The sequence below is a fragment of the Streptomyces sp. NPDC043878 genome, from assembly GCF_056435735.1.
On the sequence record NZ_JBWKDW010000022.1, the window covers coordinates 96,084 to 118,786 of the forward strand.

The window sequence follows — 22,703 nt, forward strand, 5'->3', positions numbered from 1 at the left end:
TAGGGGGGGGGGGGGGGGGGGGGGGGGGAGGGGGGGGGGGGGGGGGGGGGGGGGGGGTGGGGGGGGGGGGGGGGGGGGGGGATGGGGGGGGGGGGGGGGGGGGGGCCGCCCCCCCCCCCCCCCCCCCGCCCCGGTCCGGTCCGCTCCGCCCCGCCCCGGTCCGGTCCGGTCCGGTCCGGCCCGGTCTGGCCCGGTCCGGCGCGGGTTCCGGGCTTACCGCCAAGTGGGAGCCCAGGGGTCGTCACGGCTGAGAACGTGGCCGCACAGGAGGGGCGCCGTACTCGGCCGCCGGCAGTCTCCGGGTGGCACACGAGCGGTTCCGCACGCCGGCGGCTCCGGAACGCCGCACCCTCGCACCCGGCGACGGCAACCGACCACCGACCACCGACCACCGACCACCGACGACACAGAACGACAACACCGCGCGAGCGGACCGTTTTTCGTCCCGTCGGGGGTACACGAGCGCCGAACCCCACTGGAGAGCGGCGTCAGGAGTGCCATGCGCGTAAAGGTCGGATACTTCAAGACCAGGTCACTCAGGAGACGCCTGCACCGTTGTGCCCGTGAGGTGTTCGGCTGGCAGAGTCTGCGCCCGTCCCAACTCGACGCCATGACAGCCGTGATGGAGGGACGCGACACCATCGTGGTGATGCCGACCGGTGCGGGCAAGTCAGCCGTGTACCAGGTGCCCGGCGTCCTGCTCGAAGGGCCGACCGTGGTGGTCTCGCCCCTGATCGCACTCCAGCGCGACCAGGTCGCCCACCTCACCCGTATCGAGGGATCCAGCGCCTCGGCCGTCAACTCCGCGCAGCGCCCGCGGGACAACGAAGCCGTGTGGGAGCGCGTACGCGAAGGCAGCCTGGACTTCCTGTTCGTCTCGCCCGAGCAGCTCGCGAAGGACGAGGTGGTGGAGCAGATCGCCGCGGCCGGGCCCGCGCTCATGGTGGTCGACGAGGCGCACTGCGTGTCCTCATGGGGATACGACTTCCGGCCCGACTACCTGTCCCTGTGTCATGCGCGCGAACGCATCGGCCGGCCTCCGCTGCTGGCCCTGACCGCCAGCGCGGCGGCCCCCGTACGGGCGGACATCGTGGAGCGGCTCGGCATGCACCAGCCGCACGAGGTGGTCGCGGGGTTCGACCGCCGCAACATCACGCTGGAGGTCGTACGGCACCGGGAGAACGCGGGAAAGCGCCGGTGGGTGGTGGAACGGGCCGCGGCCGAGGCCAAACCGGGCATCGTCTACGCGGGGACGCGGCGGGAGGCCGAGGAGTACGCGCGGGAACTGTCGGCGCTCGGGTTCGACAGCGCCGCCTACCACGCGGGGCTGCCGGCGGCCGAGCGCTCCCGGACGCACGACCGCTTCCGGGACGGTGAACTCGACGTGGTCGTGGCCACCTCCGCGTTCGGGATGGGCATCGACAAGCCGAACATCCGCTTCGTGCTGCACGCGTCGGTGCCGGGTTCCCTCGACACGTACTACCAGGAGATCGGGCGGGCGGGCCGCGACGGACAGCCGTCGACGGCGATCCTCGCCTACCGGCCCGAGGACCTCGGCGTGCAACGGTTCCGGACGGGCGCTTCCCCCGACCCGGAGATGCTGGGCGGGCTGATCGACGCGGTGCGCGAGCACCGGGAACCGGTCACGGCGACCCGTCTGCGCGAACGCACCGGACTCTCACAGACAGCGCTGACGTCGATGCTGCACCTGCTGGAGGAGGCCGGGGCCGTCACGACGCAGAAACGCGGCGGCGTTCGGGCCGTGCCCGGGGCTCGGCGGGACGACTGCGTCCGCGAGGCGATGCGGATCGCTTCCGCCCGGGTGGACCTGGAGCGTTCCCGGGTGGAGATGATGCGGGCGTACGCGGAGACGAACGGCTGTCGCCGGCGCCACATGCTCGGGTACTTCGGCGAGAGTCTGGCGGAGGGCGACTGCGCGGGCTGCGACACCTGCGCCCGTACCCAGGAGTGGGAGGAGACCACCGTTCGGACGGGAGACATCCTGTCCGGCACGGGCCCCGGCCCGCTGGAACCCGTGGCGGCCGACGGCGCTTTCCCGCCCGGGACGCGGGTGGGGCACAGTGCGTGGGGCGAGGGCGAGGTCATGAGCGAGGAGGGGGACAGGATCACGGTCCTGTTCGAGAGCGTGGGCTATCGCACCCTGTCCCTCGCCGCCGTCCAGGCGCGCGGCCTGCTGACGCCGGTGCCGTCCTCCGTGACGACCGGGTGACGCCAGTGCCGTCCGCCGTGACGACCGGGTGACGCCACCTCGGCGGGCCGGGCCCGCGTGATGCGCCGCTCCGGCTCCGGTCCTCGCGCTCGCGGCCCGCAGGAGCGGTCAGGAGGGGCGCGGAGCGACCGGGTGCGCGTGTGGGCGCGAGGGCCGGAACGTCGTGCGACGCCGGTGACGGTACAGACGGCGCCCCCATCGGTGCCGTTGGCGTGAAAGGTGATGCGGGCCGCACGTTCCCCGCTGCGGGTGACGTCAGCGATGACGCGGGCTGCCCGTCCGCCGGCGGGTTGCCCGTCCGCTGCTGCCGGTGGCTTCCGCGGTGACGCGGACGGTTGGTTCGCCGCTGCCGGTGACGTCAGCGGTGACGCGGGCGGTCCGTCCGCCGCTGCCGGTGGCGCGGGCTCCCGTTACAGCCACTCCCCTTCGAGGGCGGTGGCGGTGAGGCCGGGTGCCGCGGCGTACAGAACGGCGCGGCTGCCCGGCTTCTGCCCGGCGTCGTACGCCCGCCTCAGGATGTCGAACACGGCGGCGCCTCCGCGGTTGCCGCTGGTGTAGCTGTCCCGGCTGTAGTCGAGCAGCCCCGACGGCCACGCGTCGGGCATCGTCTGCTCCATGTACTCCAGCACGCGGGTGCCGCCGGGGTGCGCGAGCAGCACGTCGGGGTGCCAGGAGTCGGGGTCGTCCTGGTAGCGGAGACGCAGCCACTCCCACATGGCGGTGACCGTCTCCTGCACGGCGCGCGGCCCTCGCCGGTCCATCACGAAGTGGGTGCCGTCCGCCCGTGTTTCCAGGCGGTGCAGGTCCTGGGTGCCGGGCAGGGTGTGGTGCCAGGCGGCGTCCAGCCGCAGCACGGACTCGCGCCTCGGGCGGCCGGTGACCACGGCGGCGACCGCGGTGTCCGCGAACAGCAACCGGACGATCAATGACTCGAGGGTGTCGTCCGCGGGCTGGTAGGTGGTGCTCAGCGCCTCCGCGATCACGACCAGCACCACCCGTTCGGGGTCCGCGGCCACGAGATCCGCCGCCAGGGCCAGGGACCGGGTTCCCGCGATACAGGCCCACTGTGCGGCCGGCAGCAGCAGCACGTCGTCGCGGAGGTCAAGCTTGTTGGCCAGGGCGATGTCCAGACCCGGCAGCGCGGGGGTGGTGGAGTGACTGGTGATCAGGCAGTCGACGTCCGCGGCGTCCAGCCCGGCGATCTGCAGGGCTCCGCGCGCCGCACGCTCCCCGTAGGACTGGACGGCCTCCCAGGCCGGCCCGGTGCGCTCCTGGACGGTCTGCGGCGCGGGTATCGACTCCAGGGCGGCGATCACGCGGTCCACGTCCTGTCGGGTGAACCCGTCGCGTGCCAGCGCCTCCTGGGCGCGCCCGGTGCCGACAGCCTGCAGGCTGCTGCCGTTGCCGGGCGCGACGGCGGCCTCCAGCGGCAGCATCCACCCGCGTGTCTCTATGCCGGTGCCGGCCGCGATGCCCTCGATCCGCGGAGCCCACGGCGCGTGCGGGTGGCGGTCACGCACCTCGGCCACGATCTCGCTGGTCTGCACGGCGTGTTCACCGTGTATCACGGCAGGAGGACAGAGGTAAGCGGCCATGTCGGGCACCTTTCCGAGGGAACGAGGAGGAACGTCACGGGGGCTGCGTCATGGACCACTTCGGAACTTCGCGCCCATACCGATGGACTCCACTGCGGGAGTCGCTGCTCCCGTCGAGCATGGACCCCAAAGGGACATTTACGCTGTGATGCAGACAACTTGGGCGACTTTGGAGGACGTGATACGGCACACACCCCGCGCCATGCGTCCTTCGGAGCGAGTCCGCGGGCCTACCTGACGTGCTGTCAGTCGACGGAGTCAGCGGGTCCGGAACGGCAGAGGGCCGAGTGACCATCCATGTCTCGCGCCGTCGTCCCGGATACGGCGTCGGCTCTTCGAGCGCGTCGAGGCACGGCGATGCGCAAGGGCGGGCGACGGCCACCCCGACGCACGGCGATGCGCAGGGATGGGCGACGACCACCTGTGCAACTCCGCACCGTGCACGGCAGGATGGCGGCATGGATCAAGGATGGGCAGCTCTCGTGACCGCCGTCATGGCGAGCGTTCCTGCCGTCCTGACAGGCGCTTCGGCAAGCCGCAGGACGCTCCACTCATCCTGAACGCCCGCCCACCCCCCTGACACTGGAGTTTCCATGCGTGTCTTCGTCGCCGGCGCGACCGGCGCTGTCGGCAGTCTGCTCGTCCCGATGCTGCTGGAGGCCGGACACGAGGTCACCGGGACCTCGAGGTCGCCGGCCGGGATCGAGCACATCGAAAGCCTCGGAGCGACGGGATCACAGGTGGACGCGCTCGACGCGGAGAGGTTGCGGGACGCGGTCTGCGCGGCCGCACCGGAGGCAGTGGTCCACCAGCTCACCGACCTCTCCGGCGCGGACGGGGCGGCCAACGGCCGCATTCGCCGGGAGGGGACGAGGAATCTGGTGGAGGCCGCGAAGGCGGCTGGGGTGAGCCGGATCGTCGCACAGTCGATCTCCTGGGCGTACGCGCCGGGCGGGGGTCCGGCCGACGAGGCGGTACCGCTCGACACCACGGCCGCTCAACCCCGGGCCCGGACGGTTGCCGCCGTCAGGGCCCTGGAGGAGACGGTGGCCGAACTGGAGACAGCGGTCGTGCTGCGCTACGGGCTGCTGTACGGGACCGGCACCTGGTACGCACCGGGCGGCGCTTTCGCGGCGGCCCTGGCAGGCGACCGGTCGGCGCCGTTCCTGGGGAGCACCGTGGCGAACGACGCGGTGAGTTCCTTCGTCCATGTCGCCGACGCTGCGGGCGCCGCGCTGGCCGCCCTGGACTGGCCGAGCGGACCGGTGAACGTCGTGGACGACGAGCCGTCCCCCGCCCACGAGTGGCTGCCCGCCCTGGCCGGCGCCCTCGGCGTGCCCGCACCCACCCGGGTGGCAGGTCGGCAGGGATGGGAGCGAGGCGCCCTCAACTCACTGGCCCGAAGCCGGGGTTGGCGGCCCGCCCGGCCGACCTGGCGGACCGGATTCGCGGCCCGGCGCGACTCGTGAGTTCTTCACGGTCCTGCCGGGGTCCTGAACAGGTCTGCGACCGCAACCTCGACACGTCGTCGGCACCGTGCCGGTTCCGGTGACGCGGACGGCTCTGCCTCCAGCGAACCCGGCGATCTCCACGTCATCGGCTGCGCGCACCCAAGGCGACACCGCGCCCTGGCTCACAACCCGTACGGCGTCGCCCTTTTGCCCACGACGTTCACGGCACCCGCCCAGCCGGAGCCGGCCAATGCGGCACCCGCCCGGCCGGTCGGCGCCGGCCACACCCGGGCCCGCCCTCCGGATGCGGAGACGGCGGGCGAGCCCGGGCGGGGTAAGGCGTCAGGCGGTGGCGCAGGCAGTGCCGTTGAGGCTGAAGCCGCCGGGCTTGGCGAACGCACCCGAGTAGGCGCCCTGGAAACCGAAGGACGTCTGGCCGCCGGGCGCGACCTGCGCGTTGTGGGCGAGGTTCGTCGCCGTGACCGCCCCCGACGACGCGGACAGCCCGGCGTTCCAGCTGCCGGTGATCTGCTGCCCGGCGGGCAGGGTGAACGCCAGGTTCCATCCGTTGAGGGGCGAGGAGCCGGTGTTGGTGAGGGTGACGTCGGCGGTGAAGCCGCCCTGCCAGACGTTCGTCGCGTAGGTCACCTTGCAGGCTGCGGAGCCGCCCGGATCACCCGGGTTGCCCCCGCCGGTGTCGACGGTGGAGGAGAAGGAGGTCACCGCGAGGCCGGCGCCGGCCTGCCAGGGTTCGAAGCCGGCCTGGACGCTGGTGAGATACCAGGAGTTCTGGGCCAGTTGGCGGGAGACGGCCTGACGGACGAAGTCCATGACGTCGAAGGTCCAGCTGCTGATCGCCGCAGGGGCGACGAAGGACAGGACGTCGTTGGATCCGTTGTTGCCGGACCACACCTGCCACTGGCGGCCCGCCACGGTGGCGGTGCCGACCTGGGAGCCGACGGGCTGCACGGATCCGACCTTGTTCAGCCACACCATGATCTCGGTGCGGTTGACTCCGTCGGTGCGGGGTGTGGGGTCGAGCCAGATGTCGTAAGCGGCGTCGTACACCGCGTTGTTCACGTAGCTGTAGGAGATGCTGGTGGGCGCACCGGCGATGGTGCTGAGCCGGGCGGGCAGGTTCGTGCCGGGTGAGCAGTTGGTGTAGTGGCAGCCGTTGAAAACGGACGGGTAGGACTTCGGCGCTCCGTTCGTCGGCACCGAGCCGTCGGCCTGGGTGACGCGGAATCCGGAGTCCGTGGCGGTGACGCACTGGGGGTCGCTGGTTCCCCAGCGGTTGTTCTGGACGACGTAACGGCCCTGGATCGTCGTCGATCCGAACTGCTCGCAGATGGTGGTGTCGGCCTGCGCCGCCGAGGCGGTGGTCAGCAGCGCGGCCAGTGAGACGAGCGTCGTGAGCAGGGCGCCGAACAGGCCACGCGCCCTGCGGGCATGGTGCGGTGACGGTCGCATGCGGGTCCTTTCCGAAGGGGTGGGGGAGTTGACGCGGGGGCACTTCCGCACGCTGTTTTGGGAGCGCTCCCATTCCCTCGGTTTCGGCAGGGACTCTAGGGAAGCCGCATGCCCCTGACAAGACTGTGGACGCGAAGGTTTCAAGCCTCTTCGAGCGCGGCGGGCAGGCGCGGAGCGCTCCATGCCTCGCATCTGCCGATTGGGAGCGCTCCCGAAGCGTGGCGCCCCCTGTCCGTGCTCAGGCGGACTCGCGCACCACCAGGTCCGTGCGGAGGATGACATGCCGCCACGCCACAGCGGGCTCCTTCATCTCTTCGAGAAGCAGCCTCACCATGGCCCGCCCGATCTCCTCCAAGGGCTGACGCACCGTGGTCAGGCGCGGCGCGGTCTGCTCGGCCAGCGGGAAGTCGTCGAAACCGATCACGGCGACGTCGTCGGGCACACGCCGTCCCGCCGCGCGCAGCGCCTCCAGAGCCCCCACCGCGGTGGTGTCCGACGCGGCGAGGACGCCGTCGATCTCCGGGTGGCGGCCGATGAGTTCGGCCATGGCGCGCCGGCCGCTCTCCTGGGTGAAGTCGCTCTCCGCGACCCAGGACGAGTCGGTCCGCAGACCGGCCGCGGCCAGCGCCTCCTGGTATCCGCGCAGCCGGCAGCGCGCGACGTGCATGTCCAGCGGCCCGGTGATGGTGGCGATGCCCGTGCTGCCCCGGTTCAGCAGATGGGAGACGGCGTTGCGGGCGCCGCCGACGTTGTCCGCGTCGACGTAACTGATGCGTTCGTCGCCCGACCGGCGTCCCAGCAGCACGGTCGGCAGCCGGGCCTCGGCGAGCATGTCGGGCAGCGGGTCACCCGCGTGCACGGACACCAGCAGGGCTCCGTCCACCCGTCCGCCGCGCGCGTACTCGAGGAACCGCTGCCGCTCGGCATCCGAACGCACCAGGGTCAGCAGCAGTTGCATCCCGGTGTCGGCCAGCGCGTCCCCGAGCGAGCGGACGATCTCGGAGAAGAACGGCTCCGCGAACTGCCTCCAGTCCGGCTCCGCCAGGACGAGTGCGACGGCGTCGGCCCGCCGGCCCGCCAGGGACCGCGCCGCGAGATTGGGCACGTACCCCAGTTCCTCGATGGCTCGCTGCACGGCTCGGCGCGTGGACTCCTTGACGCCGGCCGCGTTGTTGACGACCCGGGAGACCGTGCCCCGTCCCACCCCGGCGTGGGCGGCCACCTCCTCCAGCGTCGGCGCGCCAGGGCGCTGACTGCCCATCACCACCTCCCCTGAGATCACCGATCTTACGGCTCGGAGGGAGGCGGGCACATGGTTTCTCCAGCCACGGGGAGCGCATGGCTGAGGGTCCTCACGCCGGAAGTCCCCAGGGATCACGACATGCGGCGGGAATCGGCGTCACCCGCACGCGAGCGTCTGATGCCTGGGCCGGGAACAGGGCCGCGGCAAGCCGTTCGCCGGACAGAGCGGGCGTTTCCGTGCCGCGTCGCGATCGACGACGCGGCAACGCTGTGGACGTCCCGTCAGGCGGCGAAGGAGGCGAGCAGTTCGTTGTACTGCTTGGCGGCGATGGCCAGGTCCTCGTCGGAGAGGCCGAAAGCAGTGCCGTACACCTTGACCATCGGCTGCTGGATGTCGAACTGGCACAGTCTCAGGGTCGCTTCCCAGCTGCTGAGGAGGGTCTCGATGGTGGCCTTGTTCGCGCCTTCGGGGGTGTAGTGCCCGGCGGGGACGCCGGCGGTGACGGCGACGAGGGCCTTCTTGCCGGCCAGCTGCGAGGGAGAGCCGTCCATGGTGAAGGCCCAGCCAAGGGTGAAGACCTTGTCCTGCCACTGCTTGAACAGCGGGGTGGTGTTGTACCAGAACACCGGGTGCTGGAAGACGATCACATCGTGCTCGGCCAGCAGCGCCTGCTCTGCGTCGACGTCGATCCGGAAGTCGGGGTAGGTGGCGTAGAGGTCGTGCACGGTGACATGGGCCAGATCGCGGACGGCGTCCACGAGTGCCGCGTTGGCCTTCGACTGGGACAGGTCGGGGTGGCCTACGACAAGGAGAACCTTGGACATGGTGAGAAGCCTCTTCAGTGATCAGTGAAAGGGGTGAACGGAGATGCGGGTCGGTCGGGTGTGACGGGCCAGGACTCTGCCGGGGCGCCAGTCCTTCGCGAAGTCCAGGAGCAGGGGGCAGGGCGGCCGCGCCGGTGGTCAGCGGTCGATGCTGGCCATGTTGGCCTCGTCGTGGCGTTCGCCGGCGGCGGGGGTGAGGTTGTTGAGGCGGTCGAGCTGTGCGGGGGTGAGTTCGACGGCGTCGGCGGCGGTGTTCTCCTCGACGCGGGAGACCCGGCGGGTGCCGGGAATGGGGGCGACGTCGTTGCCGCGGGTCAGCAGCCAGGCCAGCGCGGTCTGGGCCGGGCTGGCTCCGATCTCGGCGCCGATGGCCCGCACTTCGTCGACGATGCGCAGGTTGCGCTGGAAGTTCTCCCCGGTGAACCTCGGGTTGGTCTTGCGCCAGTCGTCGTCGGCGAAGTCGTCGACAGTGCGGATCTGCCCGGTCAGCAGGCCGTGGCCGAGCGGGGAGTAGGGCACGAACCCGACGCCGAGCTCACGCAGCAGCGGGAGGATCTCGTCCTCGACGTCGCGGGTCCACAGGGAGTACTCGGTCTGCAGCGCCGCCACCGGGTGCACGGCGTGGGCCCGGCGGATCGTGTCGGGCCCGGCCTCGGAGAGTCCGATGTAACGCACCTTGCCCTCGGTGACGAGCTCGGCCAGCGCGCCGACGGTTTCCTCGATGGGTGTGTCGGGGTCGACGCGGTGCTGGTAGTAGAGGTCGATGTGGTCGGTGCCGAGTCGCTTGAGGGAGCCTTCGACGGCGGTCTTCACGTTGGAGGGGCTGCTGTCGATGACGCCGGGGCCGTCGCCGGCGTGGGAGACGAGACCGAACTTCGTCGCCACGACCACGTCGTCGCGGCGGCCCTTGATGGCCTTGCCGACGAGTTCCTCGCTGTGGAAGGGGCCGTAGATCTCGGCGGTGTCGATGTGCGTGACCCCAAGCTCCAGCGCACGGTGAATGGTGCGGGTCGACTCGGCGTCATCGAGCCCCCCGCCCGTGGTGTACGTGCCGGCCATGGTCATGGCTCCCAGACCGATGCGCGAGACATCGAGCCCGCCCAGTGATACGTGCTTCATCAGGTGATCCTTGTCGTAGTGGCTGTCAGGCCCGGTCGGCTGTCACGGCCTGTGAGCCGACCTGACCAGTGCTTGTGCGTCCTCGGTGCGCCCGTCACACTCTGGTGGTGCTGAGGTGGGTGCCCGGGCAGCGGATCGACGGCCGGCGGTGATGGGTGGCGGCTTCCGGCTCGGCCGGAGCCCGACCACCCGCGCTCCGGCGGGGTGCCGGTCGTGTCACTCTGCGTGACCGTCGTCGTAGGAGAGACTGCCGCCCAGTTCCCGGGAGGCTTCGGCCTGGGCGAGGAGTTCCTTCGCCTTGGCCTCGGCGGCCTCGATGGCGTCCGCGCCGGCGACGAAGCGCCGCAGGGGCTTGTCCTGGCCGGCGATGGTGAGCAGGGCGCGGGCGAGCTTGGCGGGGTCCCCGGGCTGCCGGCCGTTCATGCTCTTCATGCCCTCGATCCTCGGGGCGGTCCGCGGGGCGTAGTCGTCGATCGACAGCTCGGGCCAGTTGGTGGAACCGTCCACGAGCAGTTCGGTGCGGAAGTAGCCGGGCTCCACGACGGTGGTGTGGATGTTGTACGGCTCGACGTCGTAGCGCAGCGACTCCATCCAGCCCTCCTCCGCGAACTTGGAGGCGGCGTAGGCGGAGGTGAACTCCATACCGACCAGGCCGGCGGTCGAGGTGATGGTGATGATGTGGCCGGCACGCTGCCGTCGCATGATCGGCAGGACGGCGCGGGTGACGTTCATCGGGCCGAAGAGGTTGGTCTCGAACTGCCGGCGCATCTGCGCGGGCGAGATCTCCTCGAAGTAGCCGGTGTAGAGATTTCCGGCGTTGTTGATGAGGACGTCGACACCGCCGAAGCGATCGACCGCGGCCTGGACGGCGGCTTCGGCGTCCTCCGGGCTGGTGACGTCGAGTCTGGCGGCCGACAATCCGGCCTGCGGTCCGCCGAGAACCTTCTCGACCTCTTCGGGGCGACGGCCGGTGGCGACCACCTGGTGGCCGGCGGCGAGAGCCTCGCGGGCGATGTCGGTGCCCAGACCGCGTCCGGCACCGGTGACGAGAATGACCTTGCTCATGAGGGTTTCCTTCTGGGTGCCGCGAGCGGCACCCGGTCTGTGCGGGGGTGATGCCCGCGGTGCCCACGCTGCTGCGGAGGGGCCGGAGACCGGCGGACAGGGCTGCCGCCGGGCCCGGACCGTTCACACCGTCGTGGGCACTGCGGGCATCACCAAGAGAACCGGTTGGCACGGGAGGGTGGGAGTCCCTGATGAGGGGGTCACTGACAGGGACCCCCAGCCCGGCCCCGGCGCTCATAGAGTGAAGCCCATGGCAGGCAGAAACGACCCTTACGGCACCCATCGCGACATTCGCGACGACTTCCGCGCGGAGATCCGGGAATTCCTCGGCACGCGACGCGCCAAAGTCACCCCCGAACAGGCCGGACTGCCCGTCTACGGCGGAGAGCGCCGGCGCGTCACCGGGCTGCGCCGCGAAGAGGTCGCCCTCCTCGCAGGCATCTCCAGCGAGTACTACACCCGCCTGGAGCGCGGCAACGCCACGGGTGTCTCGGAGAGCGTCATCGAAGGCATCGCGCAGGCACTTCAGCTCGACGAGGCCGAACGACTCCACCTGCTGGACCTCCTGCGCGGCGCCGGCACCACCCGCCCCCCGCGCCGCCGACCGGCCCAGCAGCACGTCAGGCCCACGGTGCGACGCGTCCTCGACTCCATGAGCGGCACACCCGCGTTCATCCTCAGCGGGCGCGGGGACATCCTGGCCGCCAACCACCTCGGGCGCGCCCTGTTCTCGCCGGTCTACGCCGACCCGGCGCGGCCGCCGAACAACGCCCGCTTCGTCTTCCTGAGTCCGCACGCGCCCGGGTTCTTCCGCCACTGGGACGAGGTCGCGAACGACACGGTCGCCATGCTGCGTGCCGAGGCCGGCCGCGACCTCTACGACCGGCGGCTGACGGACCTGATCGGGGAACTCTCCACCCGCAGCGCGGACTTCCGCCGCCGCTGGGCCGCCCACAACGTGCGCATGCACACCACCGGCGTGAAACTCCTGCACCACCCGGTCGTCGGTGACCTCGATCTGCCCTTCGAGACCTTTCCACTCCCTGCCGGCCCCAGCCAGTTCCTCCTCACCTACACCGCCGAACCCGCGTCCCCCTCGCAGGACGCCCTGAACCTGCTGGCCAGTTGGGCCGCGGCCAACGAGGGCTTGGAGCGGTCCGCGCCGGCCCACGACGGCCGCGAGCGGTCCGCACCGGCCGACGATTCCGCTTCGGCCGCGGACCCGTCCGGGGCACCCGACTGACCGACCGCCCGGAGGCGTCGATCCGCACAGTCGTCCGCGCTTCCGGCGCACCGGCACGATCCCCCGGCCAGGGCATCGAAGAGCCGCGGTGTGGTGGGGAGCCGCCGGTCGTCAGTTGACGGTCAGGAAGGCGGGAGCAGTGACGCCCGGGCCCCGATCACTCCTCGACAGGCCGTCCCCCGGACGCGCTCACGACATCGGCGGCGATCTCGACGGACACAGAGAACTCCAGGTCGTCGCGGGCCCGCTTCCAGTCGGGGCTACCGGACGAGTTTCCAGTCCTGCGAGCCGTCCGTGGTCTCGGCCTGCAAGGTCAGAGGCGCCCCGTCCGACGCGCCGCTCAGGTACAGAGACGTGTTCTTGACGGACTGCAGTCGGTAGAACCCGCCGCTGGTTCTGATCAGGTTCCAGCTGCCGGTGGCGCTGTTGTCGACCCACTGGCCGATGCGCTGGCCGGCCGTCGCGTTGCCCGTCCAGACGCTGCCGCGCGACCGCCCGACTTGTTCAGCAGGGTCGTGCCGCCGTTCGGTTCGGTGAACACGTGCCAGTACTGGGTGTCCCGGTTCGCCGCCGAGCCGGGCTTCTCCAGACGGACGTCGGGAGTGTCGGCGTTGCCGATGTTCGCGTCGTTGGTCTTGTTCCCGGTGCCGATCACCTGGCCGGTCCTGCGGTTGACCAACTGGTAGTAGGGACCGTCGGATGGGCCGAGGTCCACCTCGGCGTGGGCGAGGGTCGAGGTGCCCTGGTTGTTGAGGATCGCGACGCGGCCGGTGCCGTCCACGTACTGCAGGTCGCGGCTGTAGCCGGCCGGAGAGGTCGTCTGGTACTCCTTCCACACGCCGTCGCCGCGTCCGCTCTCGTTGACCCAGACGTTGCCGCTGCCGGCCGCGTTGTACACGAGGCGCCCCCCCGGGAAGCCTGATGAGGACGGGGCTGCCGCCGGTCGCCAGGGCGTGGGAACCGGTGTCGAGCGGCAGCGTGGTGACACCCGTGCCGATGCCCGGTCCGGTGGTCGATCCGGTGGCGAACTTCAACGGGTCATCGGCCAGCAGGTATCTGGTGTTCACTCCCCCGCCCCAGTATTCGAAGGTGAGTACCCACCTGCCGTCCGTCGTGCGGACGACGTTGGGCATGCCCGGCCGCCCCCCGCCGATCTCCGTCCTGCCGCCGCCCATGTCCTGGGTCAGTCCGGCGACGTCGACGACGGGGCCGCTCCACTTCGCGCTGCGCCCGTCCCAGGTCCTGTGCCTTCACCTCGGACAGCGGCTGCCAGGAGGTGCCGTGGTCGTCGCTCCGGTAGACGGGCAGGGTCTGCTGGTCGGCGCTGCCCGTCGCCGCTACGACGGTGGACCTCTCGAAGGACGCGACCAGGCGCCCGCTCGGCAGTTGCGCCGACTTCGGGTAGACCGCGCAGTTGCCCCGGCCCTTCAGGCACGGCTCGTTTCCGAGCTGGTAGAGGATTCCACCCGTCGGGTTGTACGCCTGCACGCTCCCCATGGGTAGCGCCAGCATCGCTGATGCCGCGACGAAGGCTCCCAGCGCTTTCCCTGCTCTTCTTCTGTGCAACGCCCCTCCTCGGGGGATGGCCACGGTGGTGGCGGTGGAGGCCGGATCAGGAGACGAACACGCGGACGTCCCAGGCGCCGAGGTCCAGCGCCGTGCCCGCGGGGTGAGTCGTACTGTTCAGGGCGTCGGAGAGGTCCACCGGGGCGGGTACGCTCGCCGGCTCCCAGCTCCAGTTGTGGACGATGTGGACGCGCCGTCCGTCGGGTGCGGTGCCGGTGGTGGCGGTGACGGACTCCGGGAGGTCCCGCCATCCGCCGCGGGAGGCGGGTGCCGTCCAGGTGGCCAGTGCCCGAGCGAGGTCGCGGCCGGGCACGGTGCCGACGGTGGTGACGGGGCCGGCGCCGTGGCGGCGTGTGGTGACCGCCGGCCAGCGGCCGAAGTGGGGGTGGTCGTAGGTGACCAGTACGTCGGCGTCGGTGACGGTCAGACCGTCCGCCCAGCGCGTGGCCGTCGCTCCCCCGGGCAGGTCCAGCGGCCCGTCGGCCGCGGGCCGCACCGGAACGTCCTGGGTGAGGTTGCTGAACTCGTCGTACCGGACCCCGGCGGCCTCGACCAGGCGTCCGGGAGCCGGCTCGTGCCGGGCCCGCGCCTCGTGGTCGGCGTAGCCGGTGCGCGGGCCGAGGACGAGGTGGCCGCCCGCGCGGGCGTAGGCCGCCAGCCAGTCGAGCGTCGAGTCCGCGGCGACGTAGAGCGCCGGGACGACGAGGACGGGGTGGCGCCGGACGGCTTCCTGCGGCGTCATGCCCTCCCGCTCGCCGCGTGGATCGTGCAGCTGACGGGCGTGGACGATGCGGACCTGGCGGTCGGCGTCGAAGGCGCCGCGGTAGAAGGAGTCGAGGATGCGGTGGTAGGCGGTCGGGTCGGGCTCACCGTCGGGCTTGGCCAGCGGCGGGTACTTCTCCATGAGCCACTTGCTCGGGGTCGAGTACACCATCGTGAGGTCGGCGTCCGGTTCGAGCCCGGCGACGAGGGGACCGACGGCGTCGAACTCGGCCCCCAAGCGCGCCAGTTCGGCATACGTGCGGCCGGGCTGCCCGGTGTGGGGCAGGATACCGCCCCAGTAGGTCTCCGCGCCGAAGTGCAGCGTGTGCCAGTGCCAGTACTCGATCATGCGGGCACCGCGGCCGACCAGCGCCCAGGCAGCCTGGCGCCACTGACCGTCGTAGGCCGGCCGGTTGTCCCACGGCATGCCGATGGACGACGCGTTGGTCTCGGTGACCAGGAACGGCTCCTGGCGGGAGGAGAACATCCAGTCCGCGGTCTGGTACAGCGCCCACACGCCGGTGGTCTGCCAGCTCTGCTCGTGGTCGTCCGGCCTCGTGTCGGGCAGCAGCAGATCGTCCTGCATGCCGTAGTAGGCGTTGCCCGTGGTGACGTCGAGGCGGTCGGTCAGTTCGTCGTCCTCCACCGCGGGACGCTTGTAGGAGATGCAGGTGGTGACGAACTGCCCGGGGCGGGCGTACTCGCGGACGATGTCGGCCTGCCAGCCGATGAACTCGGTGCACTGGCGGGCCTGGAACTCCCGCCAGGCGACGTCGTACTGAGGCTGCGCGTTGCCGTCCGGCGTCCACAGGTCGGCCCACGTCGACAGCCGGTGCGACCAGTAGACCAGGCCCCACTCGCGGTTGAGGGTGTCGACGTCGCCGTACCTGGCACGCAGGTGGTCGGTGAAGCGCTGGAAGACGCCGTGGTTGTGGAAGAGCTCCAGGCCCGGTTCGTTGTCGACCTGGAAGCCGATGACCGCCGGATGGCCGGCGTACCGGGCGACGACCTTGCGGACGATCCGCTCGGCGTGGAACCGGAACGCGGGGTGGGTGAAGTCGACCTCCTGCCGGGCACCCCATCCGATGCGCTCGCCGGTGCGCCGCTCGCCGGTGATCTCCGGGTACTGGCGGGCCAGCCACGGCGGTACGGCGTAGGTGGGGGTGCCGAGGACGACGTGGATGCCGCGTTCGTGGGCCCCGTCGAGGACGGGCTGGAGCCAGTCGAGGTCGAACCGGCCGTTCTCCGGCTCCCAGGTCGACCAGACGGACTCCCCGACCCGGATCACGCTGACGTGGGCGGCGGCCATCAGGTCGAGATCGGTCTTGAGGCGTTCGTCGGGGCGTTCGTAGGGCTGGTACTCGTGGTAGTAGGCGGCGCCGAAGAGGACGCGGGCGGCCAGGTCCGCCATGAACAAACCTCCGGAGGGAAGGGGGCGTTGTGGGGGTGTCGGGGCTACTGCTTGACGCCGCCGGTGGCCAGTCCGCTCTGCCAGTGGCGCTGGAGCAGCAGGAAGGCCAGCACGCTCCCGGATGCCGTGGCTTTCGTCGCCGGAGACGAAAGCGGAGTCGGAAGTCAGGGCGGCCACCCGCTGGGTGTGGTCACGTAGCCGTCTGCGCTCATGCTCATACGGGCGCGGATCCGCTTGGTCTCTCCTCGGGGCATCCGGTTGTCGATGACTGGGCAGCACTTGTCGCTCCCGGAGCGGCGGCCCTTCCGGTTTCTGCCTTCGCGGGTCCCGCCTCCGCCCAAGGCGTCGAGCGGGAGACCCACCGATCGACACGCTGCCGGGGGAGACTCTCACCCGCGCCGAGACCGAGGGAACATCGACTCACTGCCGAGGGAGACTCTCACCCGCGCCGAGACCGAGGGAACGACGACAACCACACGGCGTGCTCGCCGTGCTCGCGCCCGTGCTCCTGCCCGGCGTCGATCGGACCGGCCACCGCATGGGAGGCGCCGCCGCATCGCCGGGGGACCTCAACCGCCAAGCCTCAGTGGCCCTCTGGACGATCAGTAGCCCTGGGTGATCACCTTCTCCCGCATCAGCGTGTCCAGTTCCGTGTTCGACAGAGGATGCAGTGTGTTCAGGAGGTGGCGCAGGCCCGACTCGCCGAGGGACTGGCTGGTGACCTCCGTGTCCACGCCGTGGCGGTGACGGGTGAGAGTGATGCCGCGGATGCCGCCGGGCAGCGGGCGGATCACGCGCATCTCACCGTGCGCGTCCACCGTGCAGGTCGCATCCTTCTCCACGAACTCCGGGCATCGTGGTGTCGGCGTGAGGGCCACACGCACCGTGAGGCCCACGTAGCCCGACTCGTATCCTTCCCGGACGGGGTGGTACTCGACGCCGAAGTAGGCGGGGCCCACCACGGCGCGGGAGACCCTCAGCCCAGGGGGCGCGGCGCCCAGGTACAGCAGTTCGGGATGCTGCCGGTAGTGCGCGATCTCCGCCGCGTGCCGGCGCTGCTGCGCCTGCGCCGGGCCGATGACGCTCCCGAAGACGACGCCCGCCGCCAGCGCGGCCACCCCTCCCAGCCGTACCCATCTGCTCGGTACGAAGAACGCCGCGGCGACGGCGTACGGCACACCTGTCAGGGCGACCCGCGTGCCGGCGCTCCCCAGGTCGACGTCCCCGGCGTAGGCGGCCAGGCCCGCCAGAACGCCGAGGGTGCCGAGCACGAAGACCAGGACCGCCCAACCGAGCCTGCGTCGCACCGAGCCGCACATCGGCACCACGGACTTCGCCGGGATGGCCGCCAGGGCGAGCAGACCCACCATCAGCGGCACGCCGAAAGCGAGGACCTGCGTCGTCGCTCCGGCACCGCCGCCCCAGGCCGCCGCCACCAGCTCGAAGCCGAGCACCGGTACGGCGGCCGCCGTCGTCGCCCAGACCAGGAATAGATGCAGGGCCGTCAGTGCCCCTCTGCCACTTGTCATGCCGCGGAGCCTGCCAGCCCGCGTCCTGACACACATGAGTGCTTCTACTCAGTACGTTTTCCGCCATCCGGTGAAAAGCACACGCCGAACTTCCGCCGACAGCCCGCCGACTGGACCGACGCGGCGCATGCCGCGTGTTCTTCGAGGATGGACAAGCGTGGGCCTCTCACCCGTCCGTGCGGGCCGGTCCACGATGGCGGCTGTGTCAGTAGGCGAAGCCCGCACCCAGCCGCGCGTGGGTGCCGTCGGTGCCGAGCAGACTGTTGCCGAAGATGACCGTGTTTCCGGCCGACACCACATACGCCTCCGAGCGGAAGCCCCACACGGAGCCGGAGCCGGAGTTCTCCCCCGGCGCGCCGACGCTCATGTCCTGCCGGCCGTCGCCGTTGCTGTCTCCGAGGTGCAGGGCGCTGCCGAAGGCGTCGCCCCGCTCCGAGACGCCCGGGATGGCGCCCCAGGAGTCCTGGGAGACCACGCGGGCCCCGGCGGCGGTCAGGCCGTCCGCGCTGCCACGCAGATACGCGACCATGCCGATGTCGGACACGTCCAGGTCCTCTCTGTGCCTGTCCTCCCCCGGCAGGCCCGTGACGACGTCCTCGTAGCCGTCGCCGTCGACGTCACCCACCTGGACGTCGGTGCCGAACCGGTCGCCCTTCTCCGCACCTCCGGGGATGCCGGGTGTGGCCTGGCTGAAGAACGTCGCCCTGGCCCCGTCGGGCCCGGCAGCGGTGCCGGGAATCCAGGCGACACGGCCCCCCTTGGCCCGGTAGGTGCCGGCGTCACTGGGATACCCCTCGACGACCCGGCCCACCACGATGTCCGCGTAACCGTCGGCGTTCACATCACCGACGTCCAGGTTCTCGCCCCCCATCAGTCCGGTGCCGTCCGTGTCATGGACCAGGGTGTACGGGGTGAGCCCCTGCCGGGTCCCGAACCAGTACACGATCCGGCGCGAGTCCCACTCGCGGGCATCACGCTCGGCCCCCACCACATCGGTGACACCGTCACCGTTGACGTCACCCACGGCCAGATCCATCACGTAACTGTCGTACGCGTCCTTCACCACCTGCCGGCGCCCCGCACCCGACCCCCTCCGGGTGAAGGGACCGCCGGTCAGCGACAGGTCGTGCTGGTTCACCACGGTGATCAGATCGCCGACGCCGTCACCGTCCACGTCCCCGACCGCCAGATGGCCCTGGAAGCCCAGATGGTCGCCCTCCCGCCCCGACCTCACCACCGTCCCGGCCGACAGTCCCCGCACACCACCCCACAACACCTCCACCAGACCCGAGTTCAGCCCTGCGGCCGTGTCCTCCCCGGGAACTCCCACGAGCAGATCCGCGAACCCGTCCCGGTCCAGGTCCGCGGTGGTCAGCGCACTGCCGAACTGATCACCGGCCTCGGCCGTACCCGGTGTTCCGGCGCTGTTCTGGGTGAACACCCGCTTCGTGGACGTCTTCAGCCCATTCGCCGACCCGTAGACCACTGCCGCGTACCCGGCCTTCGCCCGCCCCCCGACCCGCGCGGAAGGCACTCCCACGGCAAGGTCCCCGTAGCCGTCGCCGTTGAAGTCGTCCTGCGACCGCGGCGCGACCGGCGCGACCGGTCGTGCGTCATCGGCGGCCGCCCCGACCGCCGGCACGGCCACCACCCCGGTCACCGCCAGAACGACGGCAAGACCCGTACGGAACGCTCTTCGCTGCCTGTTCATGCGCTGTCTCCTGGTGGTGAGGCCGCCGGTACGGCCCGTACGACTCGCCGGATCGGCAAGGGGTTGCCCTGCCGAGCGAGGGAATCCGCCCGGCGCACAAGAGGAAGACGGGGTTCCGAACGTCGTGTCCCCGGCCGGGGCCGCGCCGGCTTGGCGCGCCCCTCGACTCGTCAGCGAGGCCGGCGAGGAAAGACGCGAGACGCCCGCAGTCGTGTGGCCGTGCGGCTCAACCCGGTCAGGGCGAGAGAACGGCTGTGCGCGGGCCAGGCGATGTGAGTGACGACGGGGGGGCGTCGGTCACGGGGACGGCTGTGCGCTCGGCGCACAGCCAGGCACGGGCCGAGTCGGGGTAGAGGGCCACGGTGCGTCCGAGGGCGATCAGCGGGGCCAACTGCGTCTGGTCGCGGATTTCGAGGCCCGGCCCGGGTGGGGAAACGCCGTGACGGGGCCAGCGGGCGAGCGGAAGACCGGGAACGTCACTGATGTCGGCCAGGGACAACGTCTTTCGCGTAGCGAGGGGGTGGCCGGCGGGAAGGATGGCGATCTGCCCCTCGGTCAGCAGTTCCTCGCTGTCGAAGCCGGCGAGGGAGTTGTACGGCGCACCGGACCTGCCCACCTCGCGAGCGGTGATGTCGGGCCAGTGTGTCCGCTTGGACGAGCTCCAGCGCGAAGCCCAGGTGCGGGCGGGCGTTGACGTACGGAATGGTCGTGGTGATGAAGTGGCGTTGCGCGGTCATCGGTCCTCCTACCGGGTGGCGAGGCCTGAACGCACAACAATCGAGGCCCCGTCCCGGGGCCTCGGATTCGGTACGCGTCCGTACTCAGCAGCCCCGTCGGCGGGGCATCATCCACTGCTGAGGCGAAGGCGTGTTCATGTGGGCGAGCGTAGCGGCCGGGCGTCATCGCCGCCCGCCATTTACGTCCCACCCCGCGCTGCGCTACACGCGCGCGCCGTGCACGTGCCGCGGCTCGACCAGCAGACCGTAGATGACCAGCACGGACACCACCATCGTGGAGATCGACCAGAACGGGTACACCGGAAGGAAGATCATCTGACCGACGAGACAGACCGCTGCCAGACAGATTCCCGTCCGTCGCGCCGCTCTGGAGCCGACAAGCACGCCGAGGCCCGCCAGGGCCATCACGATGCCGAAGGCGACCCAGATCCAGCCCCAGGCCGTGTAGTTGAAGATGAGCAGCCGGTTGCCCCCGGAGTACACGGTCGAGTAGAAGCCGTGGTTGAAGATCGCAACGAATCCGTTGAGCAGGTTGAAGAGGGCGCTGACCAGGAGCAGGATTCCGGCGAAGGCCACCCAGTGCGAGCGCTCCATCGGAGGCACCGCACCGTCAGGTGGAGAGGTGTGTTGCTGCATGGGGTATATGAGACGCAGTGCCACCGCAGGCGGCAATCGGTGGGCGCCATAAGTGTTACGCGGTCGGCGTGGTCGAGTCACTCGACGGGCAAACTGCGAGTCACGGACCGCGCCCCCGGCGGCTCAGCCGCCCGGCTCCACGCCCGTGTCCTGTTCGGTCGCGGCTGCTGCGGCCGGCTTCGGGGTCAACCTGAGCGTGAGGACGTAGGAGCACACGACCGACACGATCACCAGCGGCATGACAGTGAGTCCCTGTGAACCCAGAAGCAGGGTGGCCAGCAGCAGGGACGTCATCGGCAGCCTGAGCATCGCCGCGGACATCGCGCCCACGCCCATCGCGAGCCCAGCCGTCACACCGAGCCCGGGCAGGTGGGAGAGTGCGATGCCGCCGGCCGCGCCGACGAACATGGCGGGGAAGACCGGGCCTCCGCGGAAAGCTGCCATGGACACGCAGTAGGCCAGTGCCTTGCAGACGACGAGCAGCACGAGGGCACCTGCCGAGTACTGCGCGCTGGCGGTGAGAAGGGGGCCGAGGCCGCTCTGTCCCGAGTACAGGACTCCCGATGCCGGGTGGCCCGTCCACTCGGCGAAGAGCAGGGCGATCACGCCGACGACGACGCCCGCGACCAGAGTGGCCGTCAGGCGTCGCGGTTCGACCAGTGCGAGCAGGCGCAGAGCCAGCCATCGGATCCCGACACCGAGCAGGGCCGCCGCCACCCCGATCAGGACCGCCCAGCCGAACCCGGCGGCGTCCGGCGTGGCGGCCCGGGGCACGTCCGGCAGGGTCAGCGAGTAGGTGCCCAGGCCGGTCCACGAGCCCAGGCCGGTGAAGATGAGCGCGCCGATGCCGGAGGCGAGCAGTCCGGGTACCAGGACGACGCCGAGCATCGGTCCACCCAGGCCGGACATCTCCATCAGCAGGAACGCTCCGAGCAGCGGGGAGCCGAGCAGGGTGCTGATCGCGGCGAAGCTCCCGGAGGCTCCCACGACGGCGGTGGCCTGGTTCGGGATCGCCTTCCGCGTCAGTCGCAGCATGGCCACGGCGAGACCGCTGCCCAGGGCGATCAGCGGAGCCTCCGGTCCGATGACGGCGCCGAGGCTGAGGGAGACCACCGCGGCCAGCGCCACGCCGGGCAGGTTCACCGCCGGGGTCGGGCCCGAGGCCACGAACCCCCGGGCCGGCTCGTGCCCACCGTTGCCGGGGAGGTAGCGGACGATCGGGCCGACCAGGAGCGCGGACACGACCAGCAGCGGTACCGGCCACCAGTTGGGCGTGCCGTGGAAACCCAAGGCCCTCGGCAGATCGGTGTAGGTGAGCGACTGAAGCGTGTTGACGAGTGCGAGAAAGCCGAATGCCAGCGCCGAGATCGGGATGCCGACGACCGCTGCGATGAGGAGAAGGAACAGGTATCCGCGGCTGCGGACGAGTGACAGCGGGTCCCCGGCGGCTGTACGGGTCTTCTCGTCGGGCTCGGTGGGACGGCTGGGAGTGGTCATACCGGGACCTCCGGAAGGCACGCGTCACCGCATGACGGAGCCCTGGTTGTCGAGCTGGGGCGGTCGGCCGTGAGGACCGCCGCGTCTTGAGGGAATCGGAACGAGGACGCGTTACGCCGATGGGGATCGGCACAGGTGGCGGGATCCGACGAACGGGCCGCCGCTTGCCCGGCACCCGCCTGGGAGCGGGCCGCTCCTCCTGCGGCCCGGAGACATCCGGCCCGCGGGCATCCGGCTCGCAGGAATCCGGCCCGCAGGCACCCAGTCCGCAGGCATCCGGTCCGCAGGCATCCGGCTCGCACACATCCGGCTCGCAGGCTTCCGGTCCGGAGGGCGACCGTTGGGAAGCCGCCCGACCGGAAGCCGCCGCTTCGAGACCTGCCCGTTCCCGGTGCGTCGGGACGTGCTCCACCTGGCCGAGTCGACGGGCACGGCCCCGAGGCTCCCCGCCGCCAGGCCCCCGGCCGCTCCTCGGGCGTGGCGCGCCTCGCTGGGCGTGACGCAACGCCTGGCCTCCGTGACATCGCTTCCCTCCCGGCCGGTGACACCGATCCGTGATCGCCCTGGGGTGGTGACTGCGGCAGAAACGATCAGGGCCCGCGGCGCGGACCGGT

Annotated in this window: 14 protein-coding genes and 3 pseudogenes; 3 read left to right on the plus strand and 14 right to left on the minus strand. The window is 71.1% G+C overall.

Translation table 11 applies throughout. The features are described 5' to 3' along the window. Positions 1-499 precede the first annotated feature (499 nt). A complete protein-coding gene (locus AC07AZ_RS27730; protein WP_478852359.1) occupies positions 500-2,230 on the plus strand; it encodes a RecQ family ATP-dependent DNA helicase in 1,731 nt (576 codons plus the stop codon). Between the two features lie 410 nt (positions 2,231-2,640). On the opposite strand, the gene AC07AZ_RS27735 is transcribed toward AC07AZ_RS27730, so the two are convergent. Then, complete coding sequence (locus AC07AZ_RS27735; protein WP_478852361.1) at positions 2,641-3,825, minus strand: beta-ketoacyl-[acyl-carrier-protein] synthase family protein; 1,185 nt, start codon at positions 3,823-3,825, stop codon at positions 2,641-2,643. Positions 3,826-4,418: 593 nt separating this feature from the next. Here AC07AZ_RS27735 and AC07AZ_RS27740 point away from each other — a divergent pair. After that, positions 4,419-5,294, plus strand: a complete 876-nt coding sequence (locus AC07AZ_RS27740; protein WP_478852363.1) for an NAD-dependent epimerase/dehydratase family protein — start codon at positions 4,419-4,421, stop codon at positions 5,292-5,294. Positions 5,295-5,618: 324 nt separating this feature from the next. Here the strand turns inward: AC07AZ_RS27740 and AC07AZ_RS27745 are convergent, their stop codons facing one another. The 5 genes from AC07AZ_RS27745 to AC07AZ_RS27765 form a co-directional block, all read right to left on the minus strand. Next, complete coding sequence (locus AC07AZ_RS27745; protein ID WP_478852365.1) at positions 5,619-6,746, minus strand: glycoside hydrolase family 12 protein; 1,128 nt, start codon at positions 6,744-6,746, stop codon at positions 5,619-5,621. Positions 6,747-6,984: 238 nt separating this feature from the next. Then, positions 6,985-8,007, minus strand: a complete 1,023-nt coding sequence (locus AC07AZ_RS27750) for a LacI family DNA-binding transcriptional regulator (RefSeq protein WP_478852367.1) — start codon at positions 8,005-8,007, stop codon at positions 6,985-6,987. A gap of 263 nt (positions 8,008-8,270) precedes the next feature. Continuing rightward, entirely contained in the window at positions 8,271-8,813 is a 543-nt protein-coding gene (locus tag AC07AZ_RS27755; RefSeq protein ID WP_478852369.1) for an NAD(P)H-dependent oxidoreductase, read from the minus strand. A 138-nt stretch (positions 8,814-8,951) separates the two neighbouring features. Further along, complete coding sequence (locus AC07AZ_RS27760; RefSeq protein ID WP_478852371.1) at positions 8,952-9,932, minus strand: aldo/keto reductase; 981 nt, start codon at positions 9,930-9,932, stop codon at positions 8,952-8,954. A 216-nt stretch (positions 9,933-10,148) separates the two neighbouring features. Then, on the minus strand, positions 10,149-10,997 hold the full coding sequence (locus AC07AZ_RS27765) for an SDR family oxidoreductase (protein WP_478852373.1): 849 nt from the start codon (positions 10,995-10,997) through the stop codon (positions 10,149-10,151). Positions 10,998-11,247: 250 nt separating this feature from the next. On the opposite strand from AC07AZ_RS27765, the gene AC07AZ_RS27770 reads away from it, so the two are divergent. Further along, positions 11,248-12,240 carry a helix-turn-helix domain-containing protein gene (locus AC07AZ_RS27770; protein ID WP_478852375.1) on the plus strand — a complete coding sequence of 331 codons (993 nt, stop codon included), beginning with the start codon at positions 11,248-11,250 and terminating at the stop codon, positions 12,238-12,240. A 260-nt stretch (positions 12,241-12,500) separates the two neighbouring features. On the opposite strand, the pseudogene AC07AZ_RS27775 reads toward AC07AZ_RS27770, so the two are convergent. From AC07AZ_RS27775 to AC07AZ_RS27810, 8 genes and pseudogenes are all read right to left on the minus strand, one after another. Further along, positions 12,501-13,752: pseudogene (locus tag AC07AZ_RS27775) on the minus strand (RICIN domain-containing protein). A gap of 100 nt (positions 13,753-13,852) precedes the next feature. Beyond that, the gene (locus AC07AZ_RS27780; protein WP_478852377.1) at positions 13,853-15,979 is read right to left on the minus strand and encodes a beta-galactosidase; all 2,127 of its coding nucleotides are present in this window, start codon (positions 15,977-15,979) and stop codon (positions 13,853-13,855) included. 602 nt (positions 15,980-16,581) lie between these two features. Beyond that, the gene (locus AC07AZ_RS27785; RefSeq protein ID WP_478852379.1) at positions 16,582-17,508 is read right to left on the minus strand and encodes a hypothetical protein; all 927 of its coding nucleotides are present in this window, start codon (positions 17,506-17,508) and stop codon (positions 16,582-16,584) included. 205 nt (positions 17,509-17,713) lie between these two features. Then, positions 17,714-19,219, minus strand: a complete 1,506-nt coding sequence (locus AC07AZ_RS27790; RefSeq protein WP_478852381.1) for an FG-GAP-like repeat-containing protein — start codon at positions 19,217-19,219, stop codon at positions 17,714-17,716. A gap of 170 nt (positions 19,220-19,389) precedes the next feature. Next, positions 19,390-19,817, minus strand: a pseudogene (locus AC07AZ_RS27795) (LysR substrate-binding domain-containing protein); the annotation flags it as partial. A gap of 61 nt (positions 19,818-19,878) precedes the next feature. Next, positions 19,879-19,956: pseudogene (locus AC07AZ_RS27800) on the minus strand (hypothetical protein); the annotation flags it as partial. A 201-nt stretch (positions 19,957-20,157) separates the two neighbouring features. After that, positions 20,158-20,550 (minus strand): DUF7144 family membrane protein, encoded by a 393-nt coding sequence (locus AC07AZ_RS27805; protein WP_478852383.1) that lies wholly within the window; start codon positions 20,548-20,550, stop codon positions 20,158-20,160. Positions 20,551-20,715: 165 nt separating this feature from the next. Then, complete coding sequence (locus AC07AZ_RS27810; protein WP_478852385.1) at positions 20,716-22,089, minus strand: chloride channel protein; 1,374 nt, start codon at positions 22,087-22,089, stop codon at positions 20,716-20,718. Positions 22,090-22,703: the final 614 nt, after the last annotated feature.